Origin of the sequence: Amycolatopsis xylanica, assembly GCF_900107045.1 — a bacterium.
Taxonomy (GTDB): domain Bacteria; phylum Actinomycetota; class Actinomycetes; order Mycobacteriales; family Pseudonocardiaceae; genus Amycolatopsis; species Amycolatopsis xylanica.
In genome coordinates this window covers 182,461-203,338 of record NZ_FNON01000010.1, presented here as the reverse complement: position 1 = coordinate 203,338, position 20,878 = coordinate 182,461, and the positions used below count along the sequence as shown (strand labels likewise).

Sequence of the window (20,878 nt, the reverse complement as noted above, 5' to 3'; positions counted from 1 at the left end):
GCTCCGCCAACGGATAACGATGTGCCACCCCGTTGGGACAAGACTCAACGCCAGGGGTTGCGTCACGCGCTGTCGTGGACTAGACCACTCCGCGTGGTGGTGCCTACTTACGACGCCCTGCGGGTCGTCGGCCTGATCTCCGGCACGTCGATCGACGGGATCGACGTGGCGGCCGCTGAGTTGCACGTCGAGGGCGATCTGGTCGAGCTCGTCCCGCTCGGTCATCGCGAACTCGAGTATCCCGAAGAGCTGCGGACGGACCTGCTCGCCGCGCTGCCGCCCAAGCCGTGCAGCGCCGCGATGCTGACACAGCTCGACACCCGCGTCGGCCAGGCCTTCGCCGAGGCCGCCAGAATCGGCGTCAACCGGCTCGCCGGCGGGCACGCGCACGTCGTCGCGTCGCTCGGGCAGACGGTGTACCACTGGGTCGAGAACGGCGTCGCGTACGGCACGCTCCAGCTCGGCCAGCCCGCCTGGATCGCCGAGCGCACCGGGCTGCCGGTGGTCGCCGACTTCCGCGTCCGCGACATCGCGGCGGGCGGTCACGGCGCGCCGCTCGCGAGCACGCTCGACACGCTCTGGCTGCGCGAGCTCGCCGAGTCGAACGGGCACGCGGTGGCCGGGCTGAACATCGGCGGCATCGCGAACGTGACGGTGGTCGAGCCCGGCGGCGAGACGCTCGCGTTCGACACCGGCCCCGGCAACGCGCTGCTCGACATCGCCGCCACCGAGATGACCGGCGGCGACCTCCGCTGCGACGTCGACGGCGCGCTCGCGAGCCGCGGTGTCGCCAGGCTCGATCTGCTGGAACGGCTGCTGCGCGACACCTACTACGAGCAGCCGGCGCCGAAGTCGACCGGCAAGGAGCATTTCCACGCCGACTACCTGCTCGCGGCGATGGCGGGCCTCCCGGAACTGTCCGGTGAGGACCTGCTCGCGACGCTCACCGAGCTGACCGCGACCACGATCGCCGAAGAATGTATGAGGTATTCGGTCAAAACAGTGGTGGCTTCCGGCGGAGGGGTGCAGAATCCCGCTCTCATGGGGGCATTGGTCAAGAATCTTCCGGGCACGACGATCAAGACCAGCGACGAACTCGGAGTACCGAGCGTCGCCAAAGAGGCGTACCTGACCGCACTGCTCGGCTGGCTCACCTGGACCGGCCAGCCCGCGAACCTGCCCTCGGCCACCGGCGCGACCGGTTTCCGTTTGCTGGGCAGCATTACGCCGGGCGACGGACCGCTGCTACTGCCCACCCCCTTGTCCGAAACCGTCACCCGTTTGCGGGTTTCCGGGGATACCGCCGAAAGGGTAGGAGAGTCGAATGCGCCCTCTTGATTTAACGATCGTCATCCTCTATTTGGCGGCGATGCCGCTGATCGGCGTACTGGTCGGCCGCAAACAGAAATCCGCCTCGGATTACTTCGTGGGCGAGCGCAGCCTGCCCTGGCCCGCCGTGATGCTCTCGGTGGTGGCGACGGAAACCTCCACCTTGACGGTCATCAGCACGCCGGGCCTGGTGTTCGGCAACGGTTTCCTGTTCCTGCAGCTGGCTTTCGGCTACATCATCGGCCGGACGATCGCGGCGCTCGTGCTGCTGCCGCGCTACTTCAGCGGGAACCTGGTGAGCGCGTACGAGTTCCTGGGCAAGCGCTTCGGCAAGGGCCTGCAGGGCACGGCCTCGCTGACCTTCGTGATCACCCGGCTGCTGGCCGAGGGCGTGCGGCTGTTCGCGGGCGCGATCCCGATCAAGTTCATCCTGGCGCACTACGGAATCCACCTGGACTACTGGGCGATCGTCGTCATCGTCACCGTGCTGACGCTGATCTACGCCTACGTCGGCGGGATCAAGGCGGTCGTCTGGGTCGACGTCATCCAGCTCTCGCTGTACCTCGGCGGCGCGGCGGTCGCGGCGATCGTGCTGCTGAACAAGCTGCCGTCGGACTGGGCGAGCCAGGCCTCGGCCGACGGGAAGTTCATGCTGGTCGACTTCGGCAAGCACCTGCTGACCAGCCCGTACGCGTTCATCACCGCCGTGCTCGGCGGCGCCGCGCTGTCGATGGCCTCGCACGGCGCGGACCAGCTCATCGCGCAGCGGCTGCTGGCCACCCGCGGCCTGCGCGACGGGCAGAAGGCCCTGATCGGCAGCGGCATCTTCGTGACCGTCCAGTTCGCACTGTTCCTGCTGGTCGGCTCGATGCTGTGGGTGTTCAACGGGCGCAAGACCACCGCGCAGCTCGGCATGCAGAGCTCCGACGACGTGTTCACCCGCTTCATCATCGACGATCTGCCGGTCGGCGTGTCCGGCCTGCTGATCGCCGGTGTGCTCGCGTCGACCATGGGCGCGCTGGCTTCGGCGTTGAACGCGCTGTCGACCTCCACGGTGGCCGACCTGTACCAGCGGTTCACGCACCGGTCGGCCGAGGATTCGAAGCTGCTCAAGCACGGTCGCTTGTGGACACTGATCTGGGCGGTCGTGTTCGCGGTGTTCGCCTCGATGTTCTCGACCACGAAGAACGCGGTCATCGAGCTGGGCCTCGGCATCGTCGGGTACACCTACGGCGCGCTGCTGGGCGCGTTCCTGCTCGGCCTGCTGATCAAGAAGGCACGCCAGCTCGACGCGATCATCGCGTTCGTGACGACCGTGGTGGGCATGGCCTTCGTGATCCTCGGCGTGAAGTTCAGCGCGAAGACCGGCGAGTTCATCGGCATCGACTTCAGCAAGGCCGCGGGTGACAAGGTCGCGCTGGCCTACCCCTGGTACACCCTGCTCGGCGTGGTGATCACGCTCGTCGTCGGCGGGCTGCTTTCGTTGCGCCACAAGGCACCCGAGCCCGAGCCCGAGGCGGAAGCGGAGAAGGCCGCGGCCTAGCGGGATAAAGCGGGCTTTATCCCGGGTGCTTTCCCCGGGATAAAGCCCGCTTTATCCCGGGCCTGACCAACCTTTCGGGCGACCGAGTCCACCCTGCCGTCCGCCCGATGAGGCGCTGACCTGCGAGGACGCGTTGCGCACACTCAGCGCATGCGTGGACGTTTCGCTTTACTGGGCTCACTGCTCGTCCTGCTCGCCACCGCCGCACCGGTGTCCGCGGCGCCTGTCTCGGTCTATGCCGTCACCGGTCTCGACCGGCCGGTGACCCTCGTCCAGGACGAGTGGGGCATCCCGCATATCTACGCCCAGGGCACCGGCGACCTCTTCCTTGCGCAGGGCTTCAACGCCGCGCGCGAGCGACTGTTCCAGCTGGACCTCTGGCGCAGACGAGGCCTCGGCCTGCTCTCCGAGGCGTTCGGCCCGTCCTATGTGGAACAGGACGCGGCGGCGCGGCTGTTCCTCTATCGCGGTGACATGGACGCCGAGTGGGCCAGCTACGGCCCCGAGGCGAAGCTCGCCGCGACCCGGTTCGCCAACGGCGTCAACGCGTACCTCGACTGGCTCGCCCGCAACCCGCGCGCCATGCCCGAGGAATTCCGGCTGCTCGGGCACTCCCCCTCGCGCTGGCGGCCGGAAGACGTCGTCCGGATCCGCAGTCACGGCCTGATCGGCAACCTCCGCAACGAGGTCACCCGCTCCCGCGTCACCTGCGCCGCGGGCGTCAAGGCCGATCAGCTCCGCTGGCCGACGCAGCCCGCCGACCAGGCACGCGTGCCCGACGGCTTCGACCCGTGCTCACTGCCCGCCGACGTGCTGCGGACCTACGACCTCGCGACCCAGGCGGTCACCTTCACCGGCACCACGCTCCAGGCCCAAGCGGCCCCGGACTTCACCGAGGGCAGCAACAACTGGGTGATCAGCGGGGACCGGACCGCGTCCGGCAGGCCGATCCTCGCGAACGACCCGCATCGCGGGTACGCGGCGCCGTCGCTGCGCTATATCTCGCATCTGTCCGCGCCCGGACTCGACGTCATCGGCGCGGGTGAGCCCGCGCAGCCCGGGATTTCCCTGGGCCACAACGGTTCCGTCGCGTTCGGGCTCACCGTGTTCAACATCGACCAGGAAGACCTCTACGTCTACCAGCTCGACCCGGCCGACCACACGCGCTACCGCTACGGCTCCGGCTGGGAGCGGATGACCACGCTCGACGAGAAGATCCCCGTCAACGGCGCAGATGCGAAGGCCGCGCGTCTCAGCTTCACCCGGCACGGCCCGGTGATCAAGGTCGACGAGCAGCGCCACGTCGCGTACGCGGTGCGGTCCGCCTGGTTCCAGCCGGGAACGTCGCCGTACTACGGCAGCCTGAAACTCATGCGCGCCAAGAACTTCAGCGACTTCAAAGACGCCATGCGCACCTGGGGCGGCCCGGCCGAGAACCAGGTGTACGCCGACACTAGCGGCGACATCGGCTGGGTGCCCGGAGGCCTCACACCCATTCGTAAGGGTTACGACGGCCTGTTCCCCGTCCCCGGCGACGGACGCTACGAGTGGACCGGCTACCAGACCGACTTCCCCAGCTCGCTCAACCCCGCCAAGGGTTTCATCGCGACGGCCAACGAGGACAACGTGCCGCCGGAGTACCGGGACCGCGGGTACGGCTATGAATTCGCGGACCCGGTGCGTTTCCAGCGCATCACCGACGTGCTCGGCGCCAATCCCCGGTCGACGGTCGCGGACTCGGCCAAGCTCCAGGGCGACCAGCTTTCCCTGACCGCGCAACGGATCGTGGCGCTGGTCAAGCATCCGGTGTTCGACGGCTGGGACGGCGTCGAAGGCGTCGACTCGGCGCCCGCCGCGCTCTTCGAGGTCTGGCGCAAGCTCTATCTCGGCCCCGGCCTGGTCAAAGCGGTGCTGCCGAGCGCGGCGAACCTCATCGCCCGCCCCGACAACGCCGCGCTGGTCGACGCCTTGGAGCATCCCGAACCCTGGTTCGGCGCCGACGCGATCGCCAAACGCGACCGGTTACTGGCCGACACGCTCGACGCGGCGTACGCGGACGTCGCACGCCGCCTCGGCCCCGACCCTGCCGCCTGGAAATGGGGCGACCTCCAGAGCACCGTCTTCGAGCACCCGCTCGCGCCGGTGGCGGGACCGCGCCTGAACGTCGGCCCGTTCCGGCGTGGCGGCTCGGAAACCGTGGTCAACGCCTCCGGCTTCCGCGCCACCGACTTCCGGCAGACGGGCGGCCCGTCGTTCCGGATGGTCCTCGACGTCGGGAACTGGGACGCTTCGCTGGCCACCAACGCACCCGGTCAGTCCGGCGATCCGGCCAGCACGCACTACCGCGACTTGGCCGATTCCTGGGCCAGCACGGCCCACGTGCCGCTGCTTTACAGCCGAGCGCAGGTGGAGCGACACGCGGACAAGCGGATCCTGTTGCTCCCGGCTTGAGGTCAGAACAGGATTTAGCGGGCTTTATCCCGGGAAAAGCGCCCGGGATAAAGCCCGCTAAATCCCTAGACCGTGACGGGCTCGTCGACGGGGACGGTCTCTTCCTCGGTGCGCAGGCGCTGCGAGATGACCTTGGTGATGCCGTCGCCCTGCATGCTCACGCCGTAGAGCGCGTCGGCGATCTCCATGGTCGGCTTCTGGTGGGTGATGATGATCAGCTGCGAAGACGCGCGCAGCTGCTCCAGCAACCCGATGAGCCGTCGCATGTTGGTGTCGTCGAGCGCGGCCTCGACCTCGTCCATGACGTAGAAGGGTGACGGCCGCGCGCGGAAGATCGCGACCAGCATCGCCACCGCGACCAGCGACTTCTCGCCACCGGACAGCAGCGAAAGCCGCTTGACCTTCTTGCCGGGCGGGCGGGCTTCGACGTCGACGCCGGTGGTGAGCAGGTCGCCCGGCTCGGTGAGGATCATCCGGCCCTCGCCGCCGGGGAACAGCACGTTGAACACGACCTCGAACTCGCGCGCCACATCCTCGTACGCCGACGCGAAGACCTCGAGGATCTTCTCGTCGACCTCCTTGATGACGGTCAGCAGGTCCTTGCGCGTGTCCTTGAGGTCTTCGAGCTGCGTCGACAGGAACTTGTAGCGCTCCTCGAGCGCCGCGAACTCCTCGAGCGCGAGCGGGTTGACCTTGCCCAGCAGCGCGAGGTCCTTCTCGGCGCGCTTGGAGCGGCGCTGCTGCGTCGCGCGGTCGAACGGCATCGGCGGCGGCGGGGTGACGTCCTCGCCGCGCTCCTTCGCCGCCTCGTACTCGGCCATCTCGCCGGCGCTCGGCGGCACCGGGACGTCGGGGCCGTACTCGGCGACGAGGTCGTTGAGCCCCATGCCGAAGTCTTCGGCGATCTTGGTTTCGAGCTGCTCCAAGCGAAGCCGCTGCTCGGCGCGGAGCACCTCGTCGCGGTGCACGGCGTCGGTGAGCTTCTCCAGCTCGCCGGTCAGCTCGCGGACCTTGGCGCGGACGCCGGACAACGCGGTCTCACGGCTCTGCCGCTGCGCCTGCGCCTCGTCGCGCTCGGCGGCCGCACGCTGGACGGAGTGCTCGATGCGCTCCAGCGCGATCTCGCCGCCGTCGACCACGGCCGTGGCGATGTCGGCGCCGCGCTGGCGGGCGACCCGCGCCTTTTCGGCACGGTCACGCGCCTGACGCTCGGCGGCGGCCGCGCGGCGCAGGGATTCGGCTTTACCGGCGATGCTGCGCGAACGTTCCTCGGCGGTGCGGAGCTGGAGCCTGCCTTCCATCTCCTCCTGGCGCACGGTGGCCAGTTCCTCGGCGGCCATGTCGCGCTCGGCGGTGTCCGGGTCCTCGTCGACGGCCTCGTCCGCGACCATGGTGAGCCGCTCTTCCAGCTCGGCGAGCTGGGTCAGCGCCTGCTCACGGCTCTGCTCGACCTTGAGCCGCTGGGTGCGCAGGCGCTCGACCTCGGCCTCGGCCGCACGCGCGGCCTGCTGCATGCGGTTGAGCCGCTCGGACGAGCGCGCCTTGCGGACCTTCGCCTCGCCGAGCGCTTCCTTCGCCTGCGCGACCTCGTCGCGGCGCGCCTGCTGCTCGGCCCGCGCGCCTTCCAGCTCGGCGCCGGTGCGCTCGAGCGAGCGCTCGGCGGCGAGCAGCCGGTCCTGCGCCTCGTCGACCGCGGCCTGCACCTCGATGACGCTTTCGCGACGCTGCGAGCCACCGGCGGCCCAGCGCGAGCCGAAAACGTCGCCTTCGCGGGTGACCGTGCTGACGTCCGGGTGCACGGCGACCAGCCGCCGCGCCTCGTCCAGACCGTCCACAATGGCCACGAGTTCGAGAGCGCGTTCGACGGCGGGACGCAGCGCTTCGGGGGCACGCACGACCTCGCGGGCCCAGCGCGCACCGTCCGAAAGCGACGGCCAGCCCGACGGGTCCACAGTGGACGCTCCGCCGCCGAGCAGGATGCCCGCACGGCCGGAATCGTTGTTCTTCAAGTACTTCAGCGCGGCGAGCGCGTCTTCCCCACCCGCGACGGCGACCGCGTCGGCGACCGGACCCAGCGCGGCGGCCAGCGCGACCTCGAAACCGGGCTCGACGGTCAGCAGCGCGGCGACGGACCCGAGCAGCCCGGGCAGCTCGTGCGAAGCGCCGAGCAGCGCGCCCGCGCCGTCCTTGCGTCGCAAGCCCATCGAAAGCGCCTCGACGCGCGCACGCTCGGAAGCGATCTCACGCTCAGCGGTGCGCTCGGCTTTGACAAGCTCTTCGACACGCGCCTTGGCCGCGTTGTTGGCCTCGACCGCGCGGTCGTGCCGTTCCTGCAGGTCAGCGTCGTCGGATTCCTCGACCCCACCCTCGGCGCGCGCCTCTTCCAGCTCCTCGACGGCGAACTCGGCCCGCGCGGCGGCCTCCTCGATCGACATCGAGATGCGCTCGATCTCGTCGGAGGTGGCGCCGTTCTTGGACCGCAGCGCCTCGACCTGGCCGCTCAGCTTCGCGAGCCCCTCACGGCGGTCGGCGATCGCGCGGACCGCGGCCATGTGCGCGCGCTCGGCGGCCTGGACCTGGTGTTCCAGCTGCTCACGGCGTTGCACGGTCATCGAGAGCAGCTCGCGCGCCTCGGCCACGCCTTCGGCCAGCTCGGCTTCGCGCTCGGCGACCTCTTCGGCCTCCATGAGCAGCTCGTCCGGGTCGCGCCCGGTGCTGTGGCCCGCGACGTCGGCCGAGAGGTGGCGCTGCCGTTCGACGGCGAGCCGGACGGTGCCGCGCAGGCGCTCGGCCAGCGCGGACAGCTTGTACCAGGTGTCCTGGGCGGCGGTGAGGCGCGGCGCGTCCTCGGCCAGCGACGCCTCGAGGTCGTTCTCCTGCGCCGTGACCAGCTCCAACGCCTGCTCGACCTCGGTGCGGCGCGCGCGGGCGGTCTGCTCGTCGGCCTCCTCGCGGGCGATCGCGTCCCGCTGGGTGACCAGGTCGTCGGCGTACAGGCGGAGGCGCGAATCGCGCAGCTCGGACTGCACGGACTGGGCCTTGCGCGCGATCTCGGCCTGCTTGCCGAGCGGCTTGAGCTGGCGGCGCAGCTCGGTGGTCAGGTCGCCGAGCCGGTCGAGGTTGGCCTGCATCGCGGTGAGCTTGCGCAGGGCCTTTTCCTTGCGCTTGCGGTGCTTCAAGACGCCGGCGGCCTCTTCGATGAACGCGCGGCGCTCCTCGGGCTTGGCCTCGAGGATCTGCGCGAGCTGGCCCTGACCGACGATGACGTGCATCTCGCGGCCGATACCGGAGTCCGACAGCAGTTCCTGGACGTCCATCAGGCGGCAGGTGCTGCCGTTGATCTCGTACTCGCTCGCGCCGTCACGGAACATGCGGCGGGTGATCGAGACCTCGGTGTATTCGATCGGGAGCGCGCCGTCGGCGTTGTCGATGGTCAGCGTCACCTCGGCGCGGCCCAGCGGCGCGCGGCCGGCGGTGCCGGCGAAGATGACGTCCTCCATCTTGCCGCCGCGCAGGTCCTTGGCGCCCTGCGTGCCCATGACCCAGCGCAGCGCGTCGAGCACGTTCGACTTGCCGGAGCCGTTCGGCCCCACGACACAGGTGATACCCGGTTCGAACCGCAGCGTGGTGGCCGAGGCGAAGGACTTGAAGCCCTTCAGCGTCAAGCTTTTCAGGTGCACTGGGTGCAGACCCCTCTGGCCTCGGGTTTTCCTCTGTCAATCGCCGAATGTTACCTGGGGCGCTCTGCCATCTGTGGGACGTGGGGGCCTAGCGCTCGTCTAGCGCTCCACGAACCCGGTCAAACCGCCCTTCGGTGCGCTCCACCGCTCAATGACCTGATCCACACGTCCGGGTGATTCTCCGGACCGGAGGGCGGTCAACAACCGCTCACAGTGGTCACGAGTACCCTCCGCTACCACCTCAACACGCCCATCACGCAGATTGCTCGCACTCCCGGCCACCCCGATCTCGAGTGCTCTCGCCCGGGTCCACCAGCGGAAACCCACCCCCTGGACCTGCCCGTGCACCCACGCCGTCAACCGGACCTCGTCAGTTTCCTCACTCACAGGACTTATTGTGCCGGTTGCGGAGGGTGAACTGTGAGCGTGCTCTCGCTCGCTGAGGGTGAATCGTCGGTGATACCGTCCCCGTCCAGGGGTCCCCCGACCGTGGGAGTTTCACGGTTTCCCCGCCATCCCCGATGTCCCCCGTTTCGAGGAGCAGACAGCATGTCCCCTGGGCCCGAGGCGAGCCCGCGTATCTCCGTGGCGCCGCCGCGTGAGACGAACGGACTGATGCAGCGCACCGGATACGCCGTGCTGGCGGTGGGCGGGCTCGTCGTGGCGACGGCGTTCGCCGCGGTCGCCGAGCTGGCGGGCCCCGGCGTCGGCCACGACGCCAGCGGCCCCGGGCTCGGCGGCGGCACCGGCTCCGGCCCCGCCACCCAGGTCATCCAGGGCAAGGGCACCGCCGGTGGCCCGGAGACCATCCCCGGCGCGGGCGCGCCGGGCGCCCCGTCTTCGTCGTCCTCGGCCCCGACCACGGTCGTGAACGTCGGCCCGGACGGCAAGCCGACCACCACGGTCATCGCCCCGCCGCCCCCGCCGCCGAACCCCGGCGACCCCGGCACCACGCCGAACGACCCCGGCACCCCCACGCAGCCGACGACCAAGCCGACGAAGCCGACTTCCTCGGCGCCCTCGTCGTCGTCTTCGCCTTCGTCCTCCTCTTCGCCGGGATCCCCGTCGAGCACGTCGCCACGCAGCGACACGCCGGCGCCTCCGCCTCCCGGCAACAGCAGCACCGGCGGCTCCCCGAGTCCGACCAAGCCGTAAAGGTCGTGAGTGTTTAGGCCGGTTAGAACCGGCCGGAACACTCACGACCCCAGTCGGCAAGGCCGGGCGGCTCGCCCAGCCCGACCCACCCCTAACGGGGGCCGAATTGCCGTCGCCGCGCGCCGCGCGCTCGGGTTGGGTGAACGCGACCTGACCTCTGTTCGGCGAGGAGGAACCCGTGCGGCGTTTCGCTCGACTCGTGGTCGCGGCACTCATGCTGGCCACCCTGCCGGTGCTCGGAAGCTCGGCGGCACACGCCGCCGAGCCGGTATTGACGATGGCGCAGCGGCGCGCCTACCTGAACTACTACGCCCCGGTGATCTTCAAACGGGCCAATGAGGACAACGGCCAGGACGGCCGCGACTGGCTGACGAACTTCGATTTCGACCAGGACCAGAACTTCGCGACCAACCGCGTCAACTGGGTCGAGAGCGAGCGCTACGTCGCGGCCGCGGCGGCGAACCAGACCACCAGCCCGTACGCGAAGTGGCGCATCCGCCCGACGCTCTACACCTCGCTGATCGAGTACACCAGCGGCGGCGTGAAGTCGCTGGTCCTGCTCTATCACGTGTACAACGCCGCGGACAAGCAAGGCGACGCCATCCACGACTGGGAGCGGATCGAGATCGTCGTGCGCGGCGTGACCGGGACGCCGGGCGCGGCCGGTGAGTACGTGAACAACTCGACCATCACGCACCACCACGAGCACATCATCCGCAAGCGCGGCGACTCCGGCTTCAACTTCATGACCACCTCGACCGGCAAGCACCTGATGGTCTGGCAGGCCGACGAAGCGGGCAGCGTGCTGGCCACGCACGCGCACGAGCTGCGGTACGTGAAGGACAGCTACGCCTCGCTGGTGAGCCAGCCGGTCACGAACAACGCCGAGGTGGAGATCAGCGGCAAGGACAAGAACGAGAACGTCCACTACATCTTCGTCCCGCAGGCGTCCGCCGCGGCGGTGAGCGCGTGGGGCGCGCAGACGCTGAGCTGGGCCAACGCTCCGACGCTGATCGCCGGGCACGACAACGAGCACACGGTCGACTGGTACCAGGCCAAGCGGATCACCTACGAGCTGCAGGACATCGCCGACCTCATCCCGACCCACTGGTCCCAGAACCCGGCCTGGCCGAAGCACTGGCTGTCCTCGGCCGTCGACGACGTCGAACTGGAATCGCCGGTGGTCAACGAGCTGGGCGTGACCGAGGTGAGCACGGGACGCCAGCGCTTCTACAGCAAGTCCCGCGACAACGGCGCCTCCGACCTGACCGACGGCCGCGAGGGCCTCATCCACAAGGACTGGCTCTACGGTGCGTACTCGGCCGAAGCGGACGAAGACCGGGAAGGCTCTTCCGACGACTTCCCCGCTTATCAAGGGACTGGCACCGACAGCTCCGGCTGGAGCCGCCAGCTGGCGAGCGGCCGCTCCGATTCGCCCAACGTGTACTGGTGGCAGCACGACTTCTTCGTCCACGACGGCACGGTCAACACCGCCTCGTCCCGCGAGAACGGCGCCTGGCTGCGGGGCGCCTGGTACACGGCGGCGAACGGCGGGTTCGACGGCCGCTGGGTCCAGCTTTTCGACGACTGACCAGAAAGTGGGGTCGTGAGTGTTTAGGCCGGTTAGAACCGGCCGCAACACTCACGACCCGCCCCATAGGTGGCCGGGCTGGCCTCGCGCCGGGCTTCCGGCCTCAGTCCTATTTGGACAAGAGCACGCGTGACGCGGTCAGTGCCGTCGAGACGGGTGTAGTCAGCGAGCCCCGAGGTGACGACCGTGGCCCGCACACTGCTGCTCTGGTCGAGATACTGCCCCACGTCGAACCCGGGCGCGGCGCCGAGCAGAGCGGCCAGCGAGCCACCCCAAGCCTCGATCCGCGCCGGGTCGACGCCCAGCGCGCCCGCGTGCGCCTTGAGGAACCGGACCGCGCATTTGGCGTCGGTGAGCTGAGCGGGCCATGGCGCGGCGGGCGCGAGCCGATAGTCGATCGAGGCGACCACGAACCCGCGGGCGTTGAGCTCCTTGAACAACGCGCCGTCGGTCTTCGCGAGCCAAGCGCCGGGCCCGGTCGCTTTACGTCCGCCAAGCACGAATTCGCCGCCGTGGACATAGAGCACGACCGGCGCGGGCCGCCCGGCCGTCGCCGCGGGCATGTGCAGGTCCATCGGCAGCGGAACACCTTGCGGACGGCAGTATTCGACGGTGCTCATCTGCCCGGCGGGCAGCGCGGAGGCGAGGACCGCGTCGCCGGGAACACCCGTGCCGGTGAAGCCGTCCGACGCGGCTGTCACCCCGGCCGCGCTCGCCACCAGCGTGACGATGAGCAGCGGGAACCCCACGATCCACGAAGCGACCCACTTCGCGATCGACGGCGGCCTCGGGTCGCCGGTCGCCACGATCAGCAACCCGAGCACGGCCACCGCCTGCAACCCGACGGCGAGGTAGTCGGTCGCGCCGAACACGGCGTCGGCGGGCTGCCAAGGATCAGGATCGCCGAGTTTGCCGAGCCCGCGCCCCGCCAGCCACACCATGACCCAGGCGCCCGCGGAGGCGGCGCCGAACAGTACCGCGCGCCGGGTCGGCCTGCTCCACAAGACGATCATGGCCACGGTCTCGATCAGCGCCAGCAGGCCGAACACCATCGCGTGCAGCTGCCACATCCGCCACAGCGGCGGCAACGTCACCGCCGGGATGGCGGCCCCGCCGAGCCCGGCCACGAACGAGCTGACCAGCAGCGGACCCCGCCGCAGCAGCGGCGTTTCCCTGCTCGTCGGCATCCACGGCCCCGCCGGTGAGTTGACCACCCCACCAGTGTGCCAAGGGGTCGTGAGTGTTGCCGCCGGTTGGAACCGGCCGGAACACTCACGACCCCTCACAGCTCGAACCGGTAGCCCATCCCCGGCTCGGTCAGCAGGTGCCGCGGCCGCGAAGGCTCGGGCTCCAGCTTCCGCCGCAGCTGGGCCAGGTAAACGCGCAGGTAGTGCGACTCCGTCTCGTAAGTCGGCCCCCACACGTCGTGCAGGATCTGCTTCTGCGCGACCAGCCGTCCCCGGTTCCGCACGAGCAGCTCCAGCACGCCCCACTCGGTCTTCGTCAGATGCACCTCGGTGCCGTCTTTACGGACCTTCTTGGCCGCCAGATCGATCGAGAACGTCCCGGTCTCGACGACCGCGTCGGTGTCCTCGCCGGCCGAAGCGGTCGATCGGCGCACCGCCGCGCGCAAGCGAGCCAGCAGCTCGTCCATGCCGAACGGCTTGGTCACGTAGTCGTCGGCGCCCGCGTCGAGCGCCTTGACCTTGTCCGACGAGTCGCCGCGGGCGGACAACACGATGATCGGGACCAGGGTCCAGCCGCGGATGCCGGCGATGACCTCAGTGCCGTCCATGTCGGGCAGGCCGAGGTCGAGCACCACCACGTCCGGCTTGGTCTCGGCGACCGCGCGGAGCGCGGCCGTGCCGTCGTGCGCGGTGATCACCTTGTAGCCACGGGCCGACAGGTTGATGCGCAGCGCGCGCACGATCTGCGGCTCGTCGTCGACCACGAGCACGGTGCTCATCGGATTTCCTCCATAGCGGAACGATAGGCGGGCAGGGAAATCACCACGGTGAGGCCACCGCCCGGCGTGTCCTCGGCGCGGATGCCGCCGCCCATCGCCTCGGTGAACCCCTTCGCCACCGAAAGCCCGAGCCCGACGCCGGGGGTGGCGTCGCGGTCGCCGAGCCGCTGGAACGGGGCGAACGCCGAGTCGGCCGTGCCCTTCTTGAGCCCGCGGCCGTGGTCGACGATCCGCAGTTCGACGTGGTCGGAGTGCTCGCTCGCCCGCGCGGCGACCGGCTCGCCGGACGCGCCGTGCCGCAGCGCGTTGTCGAGCACGTTCGCGACCACGCGTTCCAGCAGGCCCGGATCCGCCAGCACCGCGGGCAGCGTGTCGTCGACGCACACCAGCACCGACTCCGAGTTGTCCACATTGGACAATGCGTGCGCGACCACCTCGTCATAGCCGACCGGCCTGAGCAGTGGCCGCACCGCGCCGGTCGCCAGCCGCGACGAGTCCAGCAGGTTCTCGACGAGCCCGGCCAGCCGGTCCGCCGACAGCTCGATCGCCTCCAGCAGCTCGGCGGTGTCCTCTTCGGACAGAGTCAGATCCTCCGCGCGCAGGCTGCCGACCGAAGCCTTGATCGACGTCAGCGGCGTCCGCAAATCGTGTCCCACGGCGGAAAGCAGCGCCGTGCGCAACTCGGTCGCCTCGGCCTTCCGCTCGGCGCGGGCCGCCGCGAGAGCCATCCGCTGCTGACGCAGAGCGAGCAGCGCCTGCCCGGCGACGGCCTCCAGCACCCGCCGATCCGAAGCAGGCAGTGCTCGCCCGCGCAGAGTCAGATGCACGTCAGCGGTGACGGCGATGTCGACGTCCGCCTCGTCGGGATCACGGCAGACGTCGTCGCCCGCCTGCTCGACCAGTGACCAGCCACCGTCGCTCTTTTCCAGCAGCGCCACCGAAACCAGCCCGAAGTTCTCGCGCAGCTTTTCGAGCAGCCGCCGCACGGGATGCTCGTGCGTCAGCACCGTCCGCGCGTAGGAGGCGAGCAGCGCCGCCTCGGTCCGCGCCCGCGCGGCCTGCGCGGCCCGGCGCGCGGCGATGTCGACGACCGTCGCCACCAGCACCGCCACCACGACCATCGCGATCAGCGTGATCACGTTGCGGGGCTCGTGCACGGTGAGCGTGTACAGCGGCGGCGTGAAGAAGAAGTTCAGCAGCCCGGCCGAAAACAGCGCGGCGAGCAGTGCCGGGCCGAGCCCGCCGACCAGTGCCACGATGACCGTCGCGAGCACGTAGTCGATCACGTCGGTCGAAAAGTCCAGCTGCCGCTTCAAGGCGATGCCGATCAGCGTCGCCAATGCGGGCAGCACCAGCGAAAGCGCCCAGCCCATCATCCGCCGCGACGGCGTCAGCGGGCTGTGGTCGAACCGGGCACGCAGCCGCCCGCCTGCTTGCTGGTGCGTGACCGTGTGCACGTCGATCGCGCCGGACGCCTGGACGACCGCGGCGCCGATGCCCTCGTCGAACAGCCGCGCCACCCGCGAGCGCCGCGAGGTGCCGATCACCAGCTGGGTCGCGTTGACCCCGCGCGCGAAGTCCAGCAGCGCGTTCGGCACGTTGTCGCCGACCACCTGGTGGAACGTCGCGCCGACGTCCTCGGCCAGCTTCCGGTACTTCGAGACCGCCGTCGGCCCGAGGCCGGACAGCCCGTCGCCGCGCAGCACGTGCACGACCTGCAGTTCGGCACCGGCCCTGGTCGCGATGCGCCGCGCGCGCCGGATGAGCGTCTCGCTCTCCGGCCCGCCGGTGATGGCGACGACGACCCGCTCGCGGGCCTCCCAGGTATCGGTGATCTTCTGTTCGGCGCGATACCGCTGCAGCGCGACATCCACCTGATCGGCGACCCACAACAAGGCCAACTCCCGCAAGGCGGTCAGGTTCCCTGGCCGGAAGTAGTTCCCGAGCGCGGCGTCGATGCGCTCGGCCGGATAGACGTTGCCGTGCGCGAGCCTGCGCCGCAGCGCCTCGGGGGTGATGTCGACGAGCTCCAGCTGCTCGGCCTTGCGGACGACCTCGTCCGGGATGGTCTCCTGCTGCGCGACGCCGGTGATCCGCTCGACGACGTCGTTGAGGCTCTGCAGGTGCTGGACGTTCACGGTGGACAGCACGTCGATACCGGCCGCGAGCAGCTCTTCGACGTCCTGCCACCGCTTCTCGTTGCGCGAACCCGGCACGTTGGTGTGCGCGAGTTCGTCCACAATGGCCACTTCGGGTTTGCGCGCGAGCAGCGCGTCGATGTCCATCTCGGTGAACTCGGTGCCGCGGTGGACGAACTCGCGGCGCGGCACCACCTCGATGCCCGCGAGCAGCTCGGCGGTCTTCTTGCGGCCGTGCGTCTCCACGATGCCCGCGACGACGTCGGTGCCGCGGTCGAGCCGCCGCCGCGCCTCGCCCAGCATCGAGAAGGTCTTGCCGACGCCCGGCGCCGCGCCGAGGTAGATCCTGAGCTCTCCCCGGCGCGGCTTCACGGGCCTGCTTTCGGTGTCCACGGGACTTATCTTGCTCCCCCGGCGGCGTCACGCACGGCGAGATTGAGCTTCCCCACATTCACGCCGGGTAACACTCCTGCCGTGTTCGCTTCGACCAGCTCGCGCACCTTGGCCTCGGGAAGACCATTCACCCGGGCCACCCGCGCGACCTGGAGGTTCGCGTACTCGACGCTGATCGCCGGGTCCACGCCGGAACCCGAAGTCGTCACCGCGTCGAGCGGAACCTGCGACGGCTGGACGCCTTCGAGCGCGGCGACCGCGGCCCGGCGCTTCGCGATCGCGTCGAGCAGGTCCGGGTTGGCCGGGCCCTTGTTCGACGCCCCCGAAGCCGACGGGCTGCCCGCCGACGGACGAGAGTGGAACCACTGGTCACCTTGCAGGTCGACGCCGATCAGCGAAGACCCGACGGGCCGGTTGTCCTGCGTGATGATCGAGCCCTCGGCGTTGGACTCCAGCCCCGGGATCCGCGACACCGCCCACACGCCCAGCGGGTAGATGACGCCGAGCAGCACGGTCAGGACGATGAGCACGCGCAGCCCCGCCAGGGTCTGCTTGAACAAGCCATTCATGGTGTTACCCGATTCCAGGGATGAGACGGACGAGCAGGTCGATGAGCCAGATGCCCAAGAACGGGCTGACGATGCCGCCGAGTCCGTAGATCAGCAGGTTGCGCCGCAGCAGCGCCGAGGCCGACGACGGCCGGTACCGCACGCCGCGCAGCGCCAGCGGGATCAGCCCGACGATGATCAGCGCGTTGAAGATGACCGCCGACAGGATCGCCGACTTCGGCGTCGCCAGGTGCATGATGTTCAGCCCGCCCAGCTGCGGGTAGATGGCCAGGAACATCGCGGGCAGGATCGCGAAGTACTTCGCGAGGTCGTTGGCCACGCTGAACGTGGTCAGCGCGCCGCGCGTGATCAGCAGCTGCTTGCCGATCTCGACGATCTCGATCAGCTTGGTCGGGTTCGAGTCGAGGTCGACCATGTTCCCGGCCTCTTTGGCGGCCGACGTGCCGGTGTTCATCGCGACGCCGACGTCCGACTGCGCGAGCGCGGGCGCGTCGTTGGTGCCGTCGCCGGTCATCGCGACCAGCCGCCCGCCCTCCTGCTCCTTGCGGATCAGCGCCATCTTGTCCTCGGGCTTGGCCTCGGCGAGGTAGTCGTCGACACCGGCGTCCTCGGCGATCGCGCGCGCGGTCAGCGGGTTGTCGCCGGTGATCATCACCGTCTTGATGCCCATCGCGCGCAGCTCCTCGAAGCGCGCCTTCATGCCCGGCTTGACCACATCGGACAGCCGGATCACACCGCGCACGAACGCCTTGCCGCCGTCGATCTCCGCGACCACCAGCGGCGTGCCGCCCTGGCCGCTGATCTCGTCGACGACCCGCTCGGTCTCGTCGGGCACGTCGCCGCCGCGTTCGCGGACCCACTGCCGGACCGACGCGGTCGCGCCCTTGCGCACCTCGCGCTCGCCGACGTTGATGCCGCTCATCCGGGTCTGCGCGGTGAACTCGACGAACTCGGCGAGCTTCTCGTCCTCCGAGGCGGTCTCGCTCAGGCCGTGGTCGCGGGCGACCAGCTCCAGGATGCTGCGGCCTTCCGGGGTTCCGTCGGCCAGGCTGGACAGGCGTGCCGCATGCGCGAGTTCCTCCACTGTGGACGTTCCGACCGGGATCAGCTCGGTCGCTTTACGGTTGCCGAAGGTGATGGTGCCGGTCTTGTCGAGCAGCAGCGTCGAGACGTCACCGGCCGCCTCGACCGCGCGGCCCGAGGTCGCGAGCACGTTGCGCTGCACGAGCCGGTCCATGCCCGCGATGCCGATGGCCGAGAGCAGCGCGCCGATCGTGGTCGGGATGAGGCAGACGAGCAGCGCGGTCAGCACGACCACGGACTGCTGGCTGCCCGAGTACCCGGCCATCGGCTGCAGCGCGACCACCGCGAGCAGGAAGATGATGGTCAGCGTCGACAGCAGGATGGTCAGCGCGATCTCGTTCGGCGTCTTCTGCCGCGAAGCGCCCTCCACCAACGCGATCATGCGGTCCACAAAGGACTCACCGGGCTTGGTGGTGATCTTGACGACGATCCGGTCGCTCAGCACGGTCGTGCCGCCGGTGACCGCGCACCGGTCGCCGCCCGACTCGCGGATGACCGGCGCCGACTCACCGGTGATGGCCGACTCGTCGACCGTCGCGATGCCCTCGACGACGTCGCCGTCGCCGGGGATCACCTGGCCTGCCTCGACGACCACCAGGTCACCGATGCGCAGGTCGACGCCGGGCACGCTCTCTTCGGAGCCGTCCTCGGTCAGCCTGCGCGCGACCGTCTCCTTCTTGGACTTGCGCAGGGTTTCCGCCTGCGCCTTGCCCCGGCCTTCCGCGACGGCCTCGGCGAGGTTCGCGAACAGGACGGTGAACCACAGCCACACCGCGATCAGGATCGTGAACACGCTGGGGTCGGTGATCGCGAAGACCGTGGTCAGCAGCGAGCCGACCCAGACCACGAACATGACCGGGTTCGCCAGCTGGTGCTTGGGGTTGAGCTTGCGCAGCGCGTCGGGGACCGAGGTCCATAGCTGCCGGGGACTGAACACGCCCACGCCGATCCGGCGGGTTTCTTCCTCGTGTTTCGTGACTGGGCGTTCCTGGGTGACGGTCACGCGAGTGCCTCCGCGATGGGCCCGAGCGCGAGCGCCGGGATGAAGGTGAGAGCGGCGACGAGCACGACCGTGCCGGTCAGCATCGTGCCGAACAGCGGTCCGGTGGTGGGCAGGGTGCCCGCGGTCTCCGGGACCTTCCGTTGCGCGGCAAGGGAACCGGCCAGGCAGAGCACGGCGATGATCGGGATGTACCTGCCGAACGCCATCGCCACGCCGAAGCTGCTCTGGAACCAGTCGCTGGTCGCGGTCAGGCCGCCGAACGCGCTGCCGTTGTTGTTCCCGGTGGACGCGTAGGCGTAGAGCACCTCGGACAGGCCGTGCGCGCCGCCGTTGCCGAGCGCGCTCGCCGTCGACGGGAACATCAGCGCCAGCGCGGAGCCGAGCAGCACCACGGTCGGCATCGCGAGCATCGCGACGGCCGCGCAGGTGACCTCGCGCTTGCCGAGCTTCTTGCCCAGGTACTCCGGGGTGCGGCCGACCATCAGCCCGGCCAGGAACATCGCGATGATCGCCATCACGAGCATGCCGTACAGACCGGTGCCGACACCGCCCGGCGAGATCTCGCCGAAGAGCATGTTCAGCAGCGGACCGCCGCCGCCGAGCGCGCTGAGGCTGTCGTGCGCGCCGTTGACCGCGCCGGTCGAGGTGCCCGTGGTGGTGTTGGCGAAGATCGAGGTCAGGCTGGTGCCGAACCGCTGCTCCTTGCCTTCCATGCCACCGGTTTTCGCCTCGGAGATCCAGGTGACCGCGAGCATGAGGCCCCAGAGCAGGCCCATCACCGAGAGCAGGACGTAGCCCTGCTTGCGGTTGCCGACCAGCTGCCCGAACGTGCGGGTCAGCGACACCGGGATGACCAGGATCAGGAAGAGCTCGACCAGGTTCGTCCAGTAGTTCGGGTTCTCGAACGGGTGCGCCGAGTTGGCGTTGAAGATGCCGCCGCCGTTGGTACCGAGCTCCTTGATCGCCTCCTGGCTGGCGGCGGGCGCCAGCGCGATCGTGCTCGAGGTGCCGTCCGGGTTGGTCACGGCGACGCCGGCCTTGAGGCTCTGCACGACGCCGAGCGCGATCAGGACCAGCGAGAAGACGAAGGCCATCGGCAGCAGGACGCGGATCGTGCCGCGCGTGAGGTCCACCCAGAAGTTGCCGAGCCGGTCCGCCTGCGAGCGGAGGAAACCGCGGGTCAGCGCGATCGCGACGGACAGCCCGACCGCGGCCGACAGGAAGTTCTGCACGGTCAGCCCGGCCATCTGCACGAAGTGACCCATGGTCGACTCCGGCACGTAGGACTGCCAGTTCGTGTTGGTGACGAAGCTGATCGCGGTGTTGAACGCGACCCCCGGCGAGACGGCGCCGCGGCCGAGGTCCCACGGCAGCAGCGGCTGGAGGCGCTGGAGCAGGTAGAGCAGGACCACCGAGACGAACGAGAAGCCGAGCACGCCCGCGGCGTAGGTCGGCCAGCGCTGTTCCGACTCGGGGTTGACGCGGAAGAGCTTGTAGAGGCCCTTTTCCACTTTCGAGTGCTTCTCCGACGAGAACACTCGCGCCATGTAGTCGCCGAGTGGCTTGTAAGCCACCGCCAGTGCGACCAGGAGTAAACCGAGCTGCAGCAGCCCGGCCGTCGTGTCCGACATCAGAATTTCTCCGGTTTGATCAGCGCGATGAACAAGTAGACGATCAGGCCCAGCGCCAGCACACCGCCGACGATGTTGGCCACCGTGCCCGCCCCGTTCACAGCCGTTCCAATCCGCGCAGCGTGAGCGCGAGCACCACGAAGACGCCGATCAACAAGATGGCGTAGAGCAAATCGGCCACTGTGCACCTCTCTTGACGCGTCACCCATCTGGCGACACGGCAACAGTGCGCCCGTAGCGCTGCGTGATCGAGAGCCGCTAACGCCTCCTTGATGCGCTGTTCGCGGCCGTTTACGCGATCTTGATGGCCGGTGATCCACATCACAGTAAGTAGTGAATCAAGCAC

The 20,878-nt window shown here is 69.4% G+C and carries 15 protein-coding genes; 5 read left to right on the top strand and 10 right to left on the bottom strand.

Going from position 1 to position 20,878, the window contains the following annotated elements; all coding sequences use genetic code 11:
* Positions 1–96: 96 nt before the first annotated feature.
* From BLV57_RS36040 to BLV57_RS36030, 3 genes are all read left to right on the top strand, one after another.
* Positions 97–1,338, top strand: coding sequence for an anhydro-N-acetylmuramic acid kinase (locus BLV57_RS36040; RefSeq protein ID WP_425426072.1), 1,242 nt, complete (start codon positions 97–99; stop codon positions 1,336–1,338).
* Positions 1,325–2,872: a sodium:solute symporter gene (locus tag BLV57_RS36035; protein WP_091297284.1), complete on the top strand. Its 1,548-nt coding sequence runs from the start codon at positions 1,325–1,327 to the stop codon at positions 2,870–2,872. The genes BLV57_RS36040 and BLV57_RS36035 overlap by 14 nt, the downstream gene beginning before the upstream one ends.
* A gap of 150 nt (positions 2,873–3,022) precedes the next feature.
* Positions 3,023–5,323 carry a penicillin acylase family protein gene (locus BLV57_RS36030; protein ID WP_091297282.1) on the top strand — a complete coding sequence of 767 codons (2,301 nt, stop codon included), beginning with the start codon at positions 3,023–3,025 and terminating at the stop codon, positions 5,321–5,323.
* 65 nt (positions 5,324–5,388) lie between these two features.
* On the opposite strand, the gene smc is transcribed toward BLV57_RS36030, so the two are convergent.
* Together smc and BLV57_RS36020 are read right to left on the bottom strand one after the other, a co-directional pair.
* Positions 5,389–9,003, bottom strand: coding sequence for a chromosome segregation protein SMC (gene smc, locus BLV57_RS36025; protein ID WP_091297278.1), 3,615 nt, complete (start codon positions 9,001–9,003; stop codon positions 5,389–5,391).
* Between the two features lie 99 nt (positions 9,004–9,102).
* Positions 9,103–9,390, bottom strand: coding sequence for an acylphosphatase (locus tag BLV57_RS36020; protein WP_091297275.1), 288 nt, complete (start codon positions 9,388–9,390; stop codon positions 9,103–9,105).
* A 162-nt stretch (positions 9,391–9,552) separates the two neighbouring features.
* Here BLV57_RS36020 and BLV57_RS36015 point away from each other — a divergent pair, with 162 nt between their 5' ends.
* Entirely contained in the window at positions 9,553–10,158 is a 606-nt protein-coding gene (locus BLV57_RS36015; protein WP_143047233.1) for a hypothetical protein, read from the top strand.
* Between the two features lie 178 nt (positions 10,159–10,336).
* Positions 10,337–11,749 (top strand): hypothetical protein, encoded by a 1,413-nt coding sequence (locus BLV57_RS36010; protein ID WP_218134949.1) that lies wholly within the window; start codon positions 10,337–10,339, stop codon positions 11,747–11,749.
* 32 nt (positions 11,750–11,781) lie between these two features.
* Here the strand turns inward: BLV57_RS36010 and BLV57_RS36005 are convergent, their stop codons facing one another.
* The 8 genes from BLV57_RS36005 to BLV57_RS43040 all read right to left on the bottom strand — a co-directional run bounded on the left by BLV57_RS36005 (position 11,782) and on the right by BLV57_RS43040 (position 20,857).
* Positions 11,782–12,963, bottom strand: a complete 1,182-nt coding sequence (locus tag BLV57_RS36005; RefSeq protein ID WP_091297271.1) for an alpha/beta hydrolase — start codon at positions 12,961–12,963, stop codon at positions 11,782–11,784.
* A gap of 68 nt (positions 12,964–13,031) precedes the next feature.
* A complete protein-coding gene (locus BLV57_RS36000; RefSeq protein ID WP_091297269.1) occupies positions 13,032–13,715 on the bottom strand; it encodes a response regulator in 684 nt (227 codons plus the stop codon).
* Entirely contained in the window at positions 13,712–16,246 is a 2,535-nt protein-coding gene (locus tag BLV57_RS35995; RefSeq protein ID WP_091297267.1) for a sensor histidine kinase, read from the bottom strand. The genes BLV57_RS36000 and BLV57_RS35995 overlap by 4 nt, the downstream gene beginning before the upstream one ends.
* Before the next feature lie 5 nt (positions 16,247–16,251).
* On the bottom strand, positions 16,252–16,815 hold the full coding sequence (locus tag BLV57_RS35990; protein WP_091297265.1) for a potassium-transporting ATPase subunit C: 564 nt from the start codon (positions 16,813–16,815) through the stop codon (positions 16,252–16,254).
* Positions 16,816–16,819: 4 nt separating this feature from the next.
* Positions 16,820–18,901, bottom strand: a complete 2,082-nt coding sequence (kdpB, locus tag BLV57_RS35985; protein WP_091297263.1) for a potassium-transporting ATPase subunit KdpB — start codon at positions 18,899–18,901, stop codon at positions 16,820–16,822.
* Positions 18,898–20,532, bottom strand: a complete 1,635-nt coding sequence (gene kdpA / locus BLV57_RS35980) for a potassium-transporting ATPase subunit KdpA (RefSeq protein WP_091297261.1) — start codon at positions 20,530–20,532, stop codon at positions 18,898–18,900. The genes kdpB and kdpA overlap by 4 nt, the downstream gene beginning before the upstream one ends.
* A complete protein-coding gene (kdpF, locus tag BLV57_RS35975) occupies positions 20,532–20,633 on the bottom strand; it encodes a K(+)-transporting ATPase subunit F (protein ID WP_091297258.1) in 102 nt (33 codons plus the stop codon). Before kdpF ends, kdpA begins: the two co-directional genes overlap by 1 nt.
* Positions 20,630–20,857: a hypothetical protein gene (locus tag BLV57_RS43040; RefSeq protein WP_143047232.1), complete on the bottom strand. Its 228-nt coding sequence runs from the start codon at positions 20,855–20,857 to the stop codon at positions 20,630–20,632. Before BLV57_RS43040 ends, kdpF begins: the two co-directional genes overlap by 4 nt.
* Between the last annotated feature and the right edge of the window lie 21 nt (positions 20,858–20,878).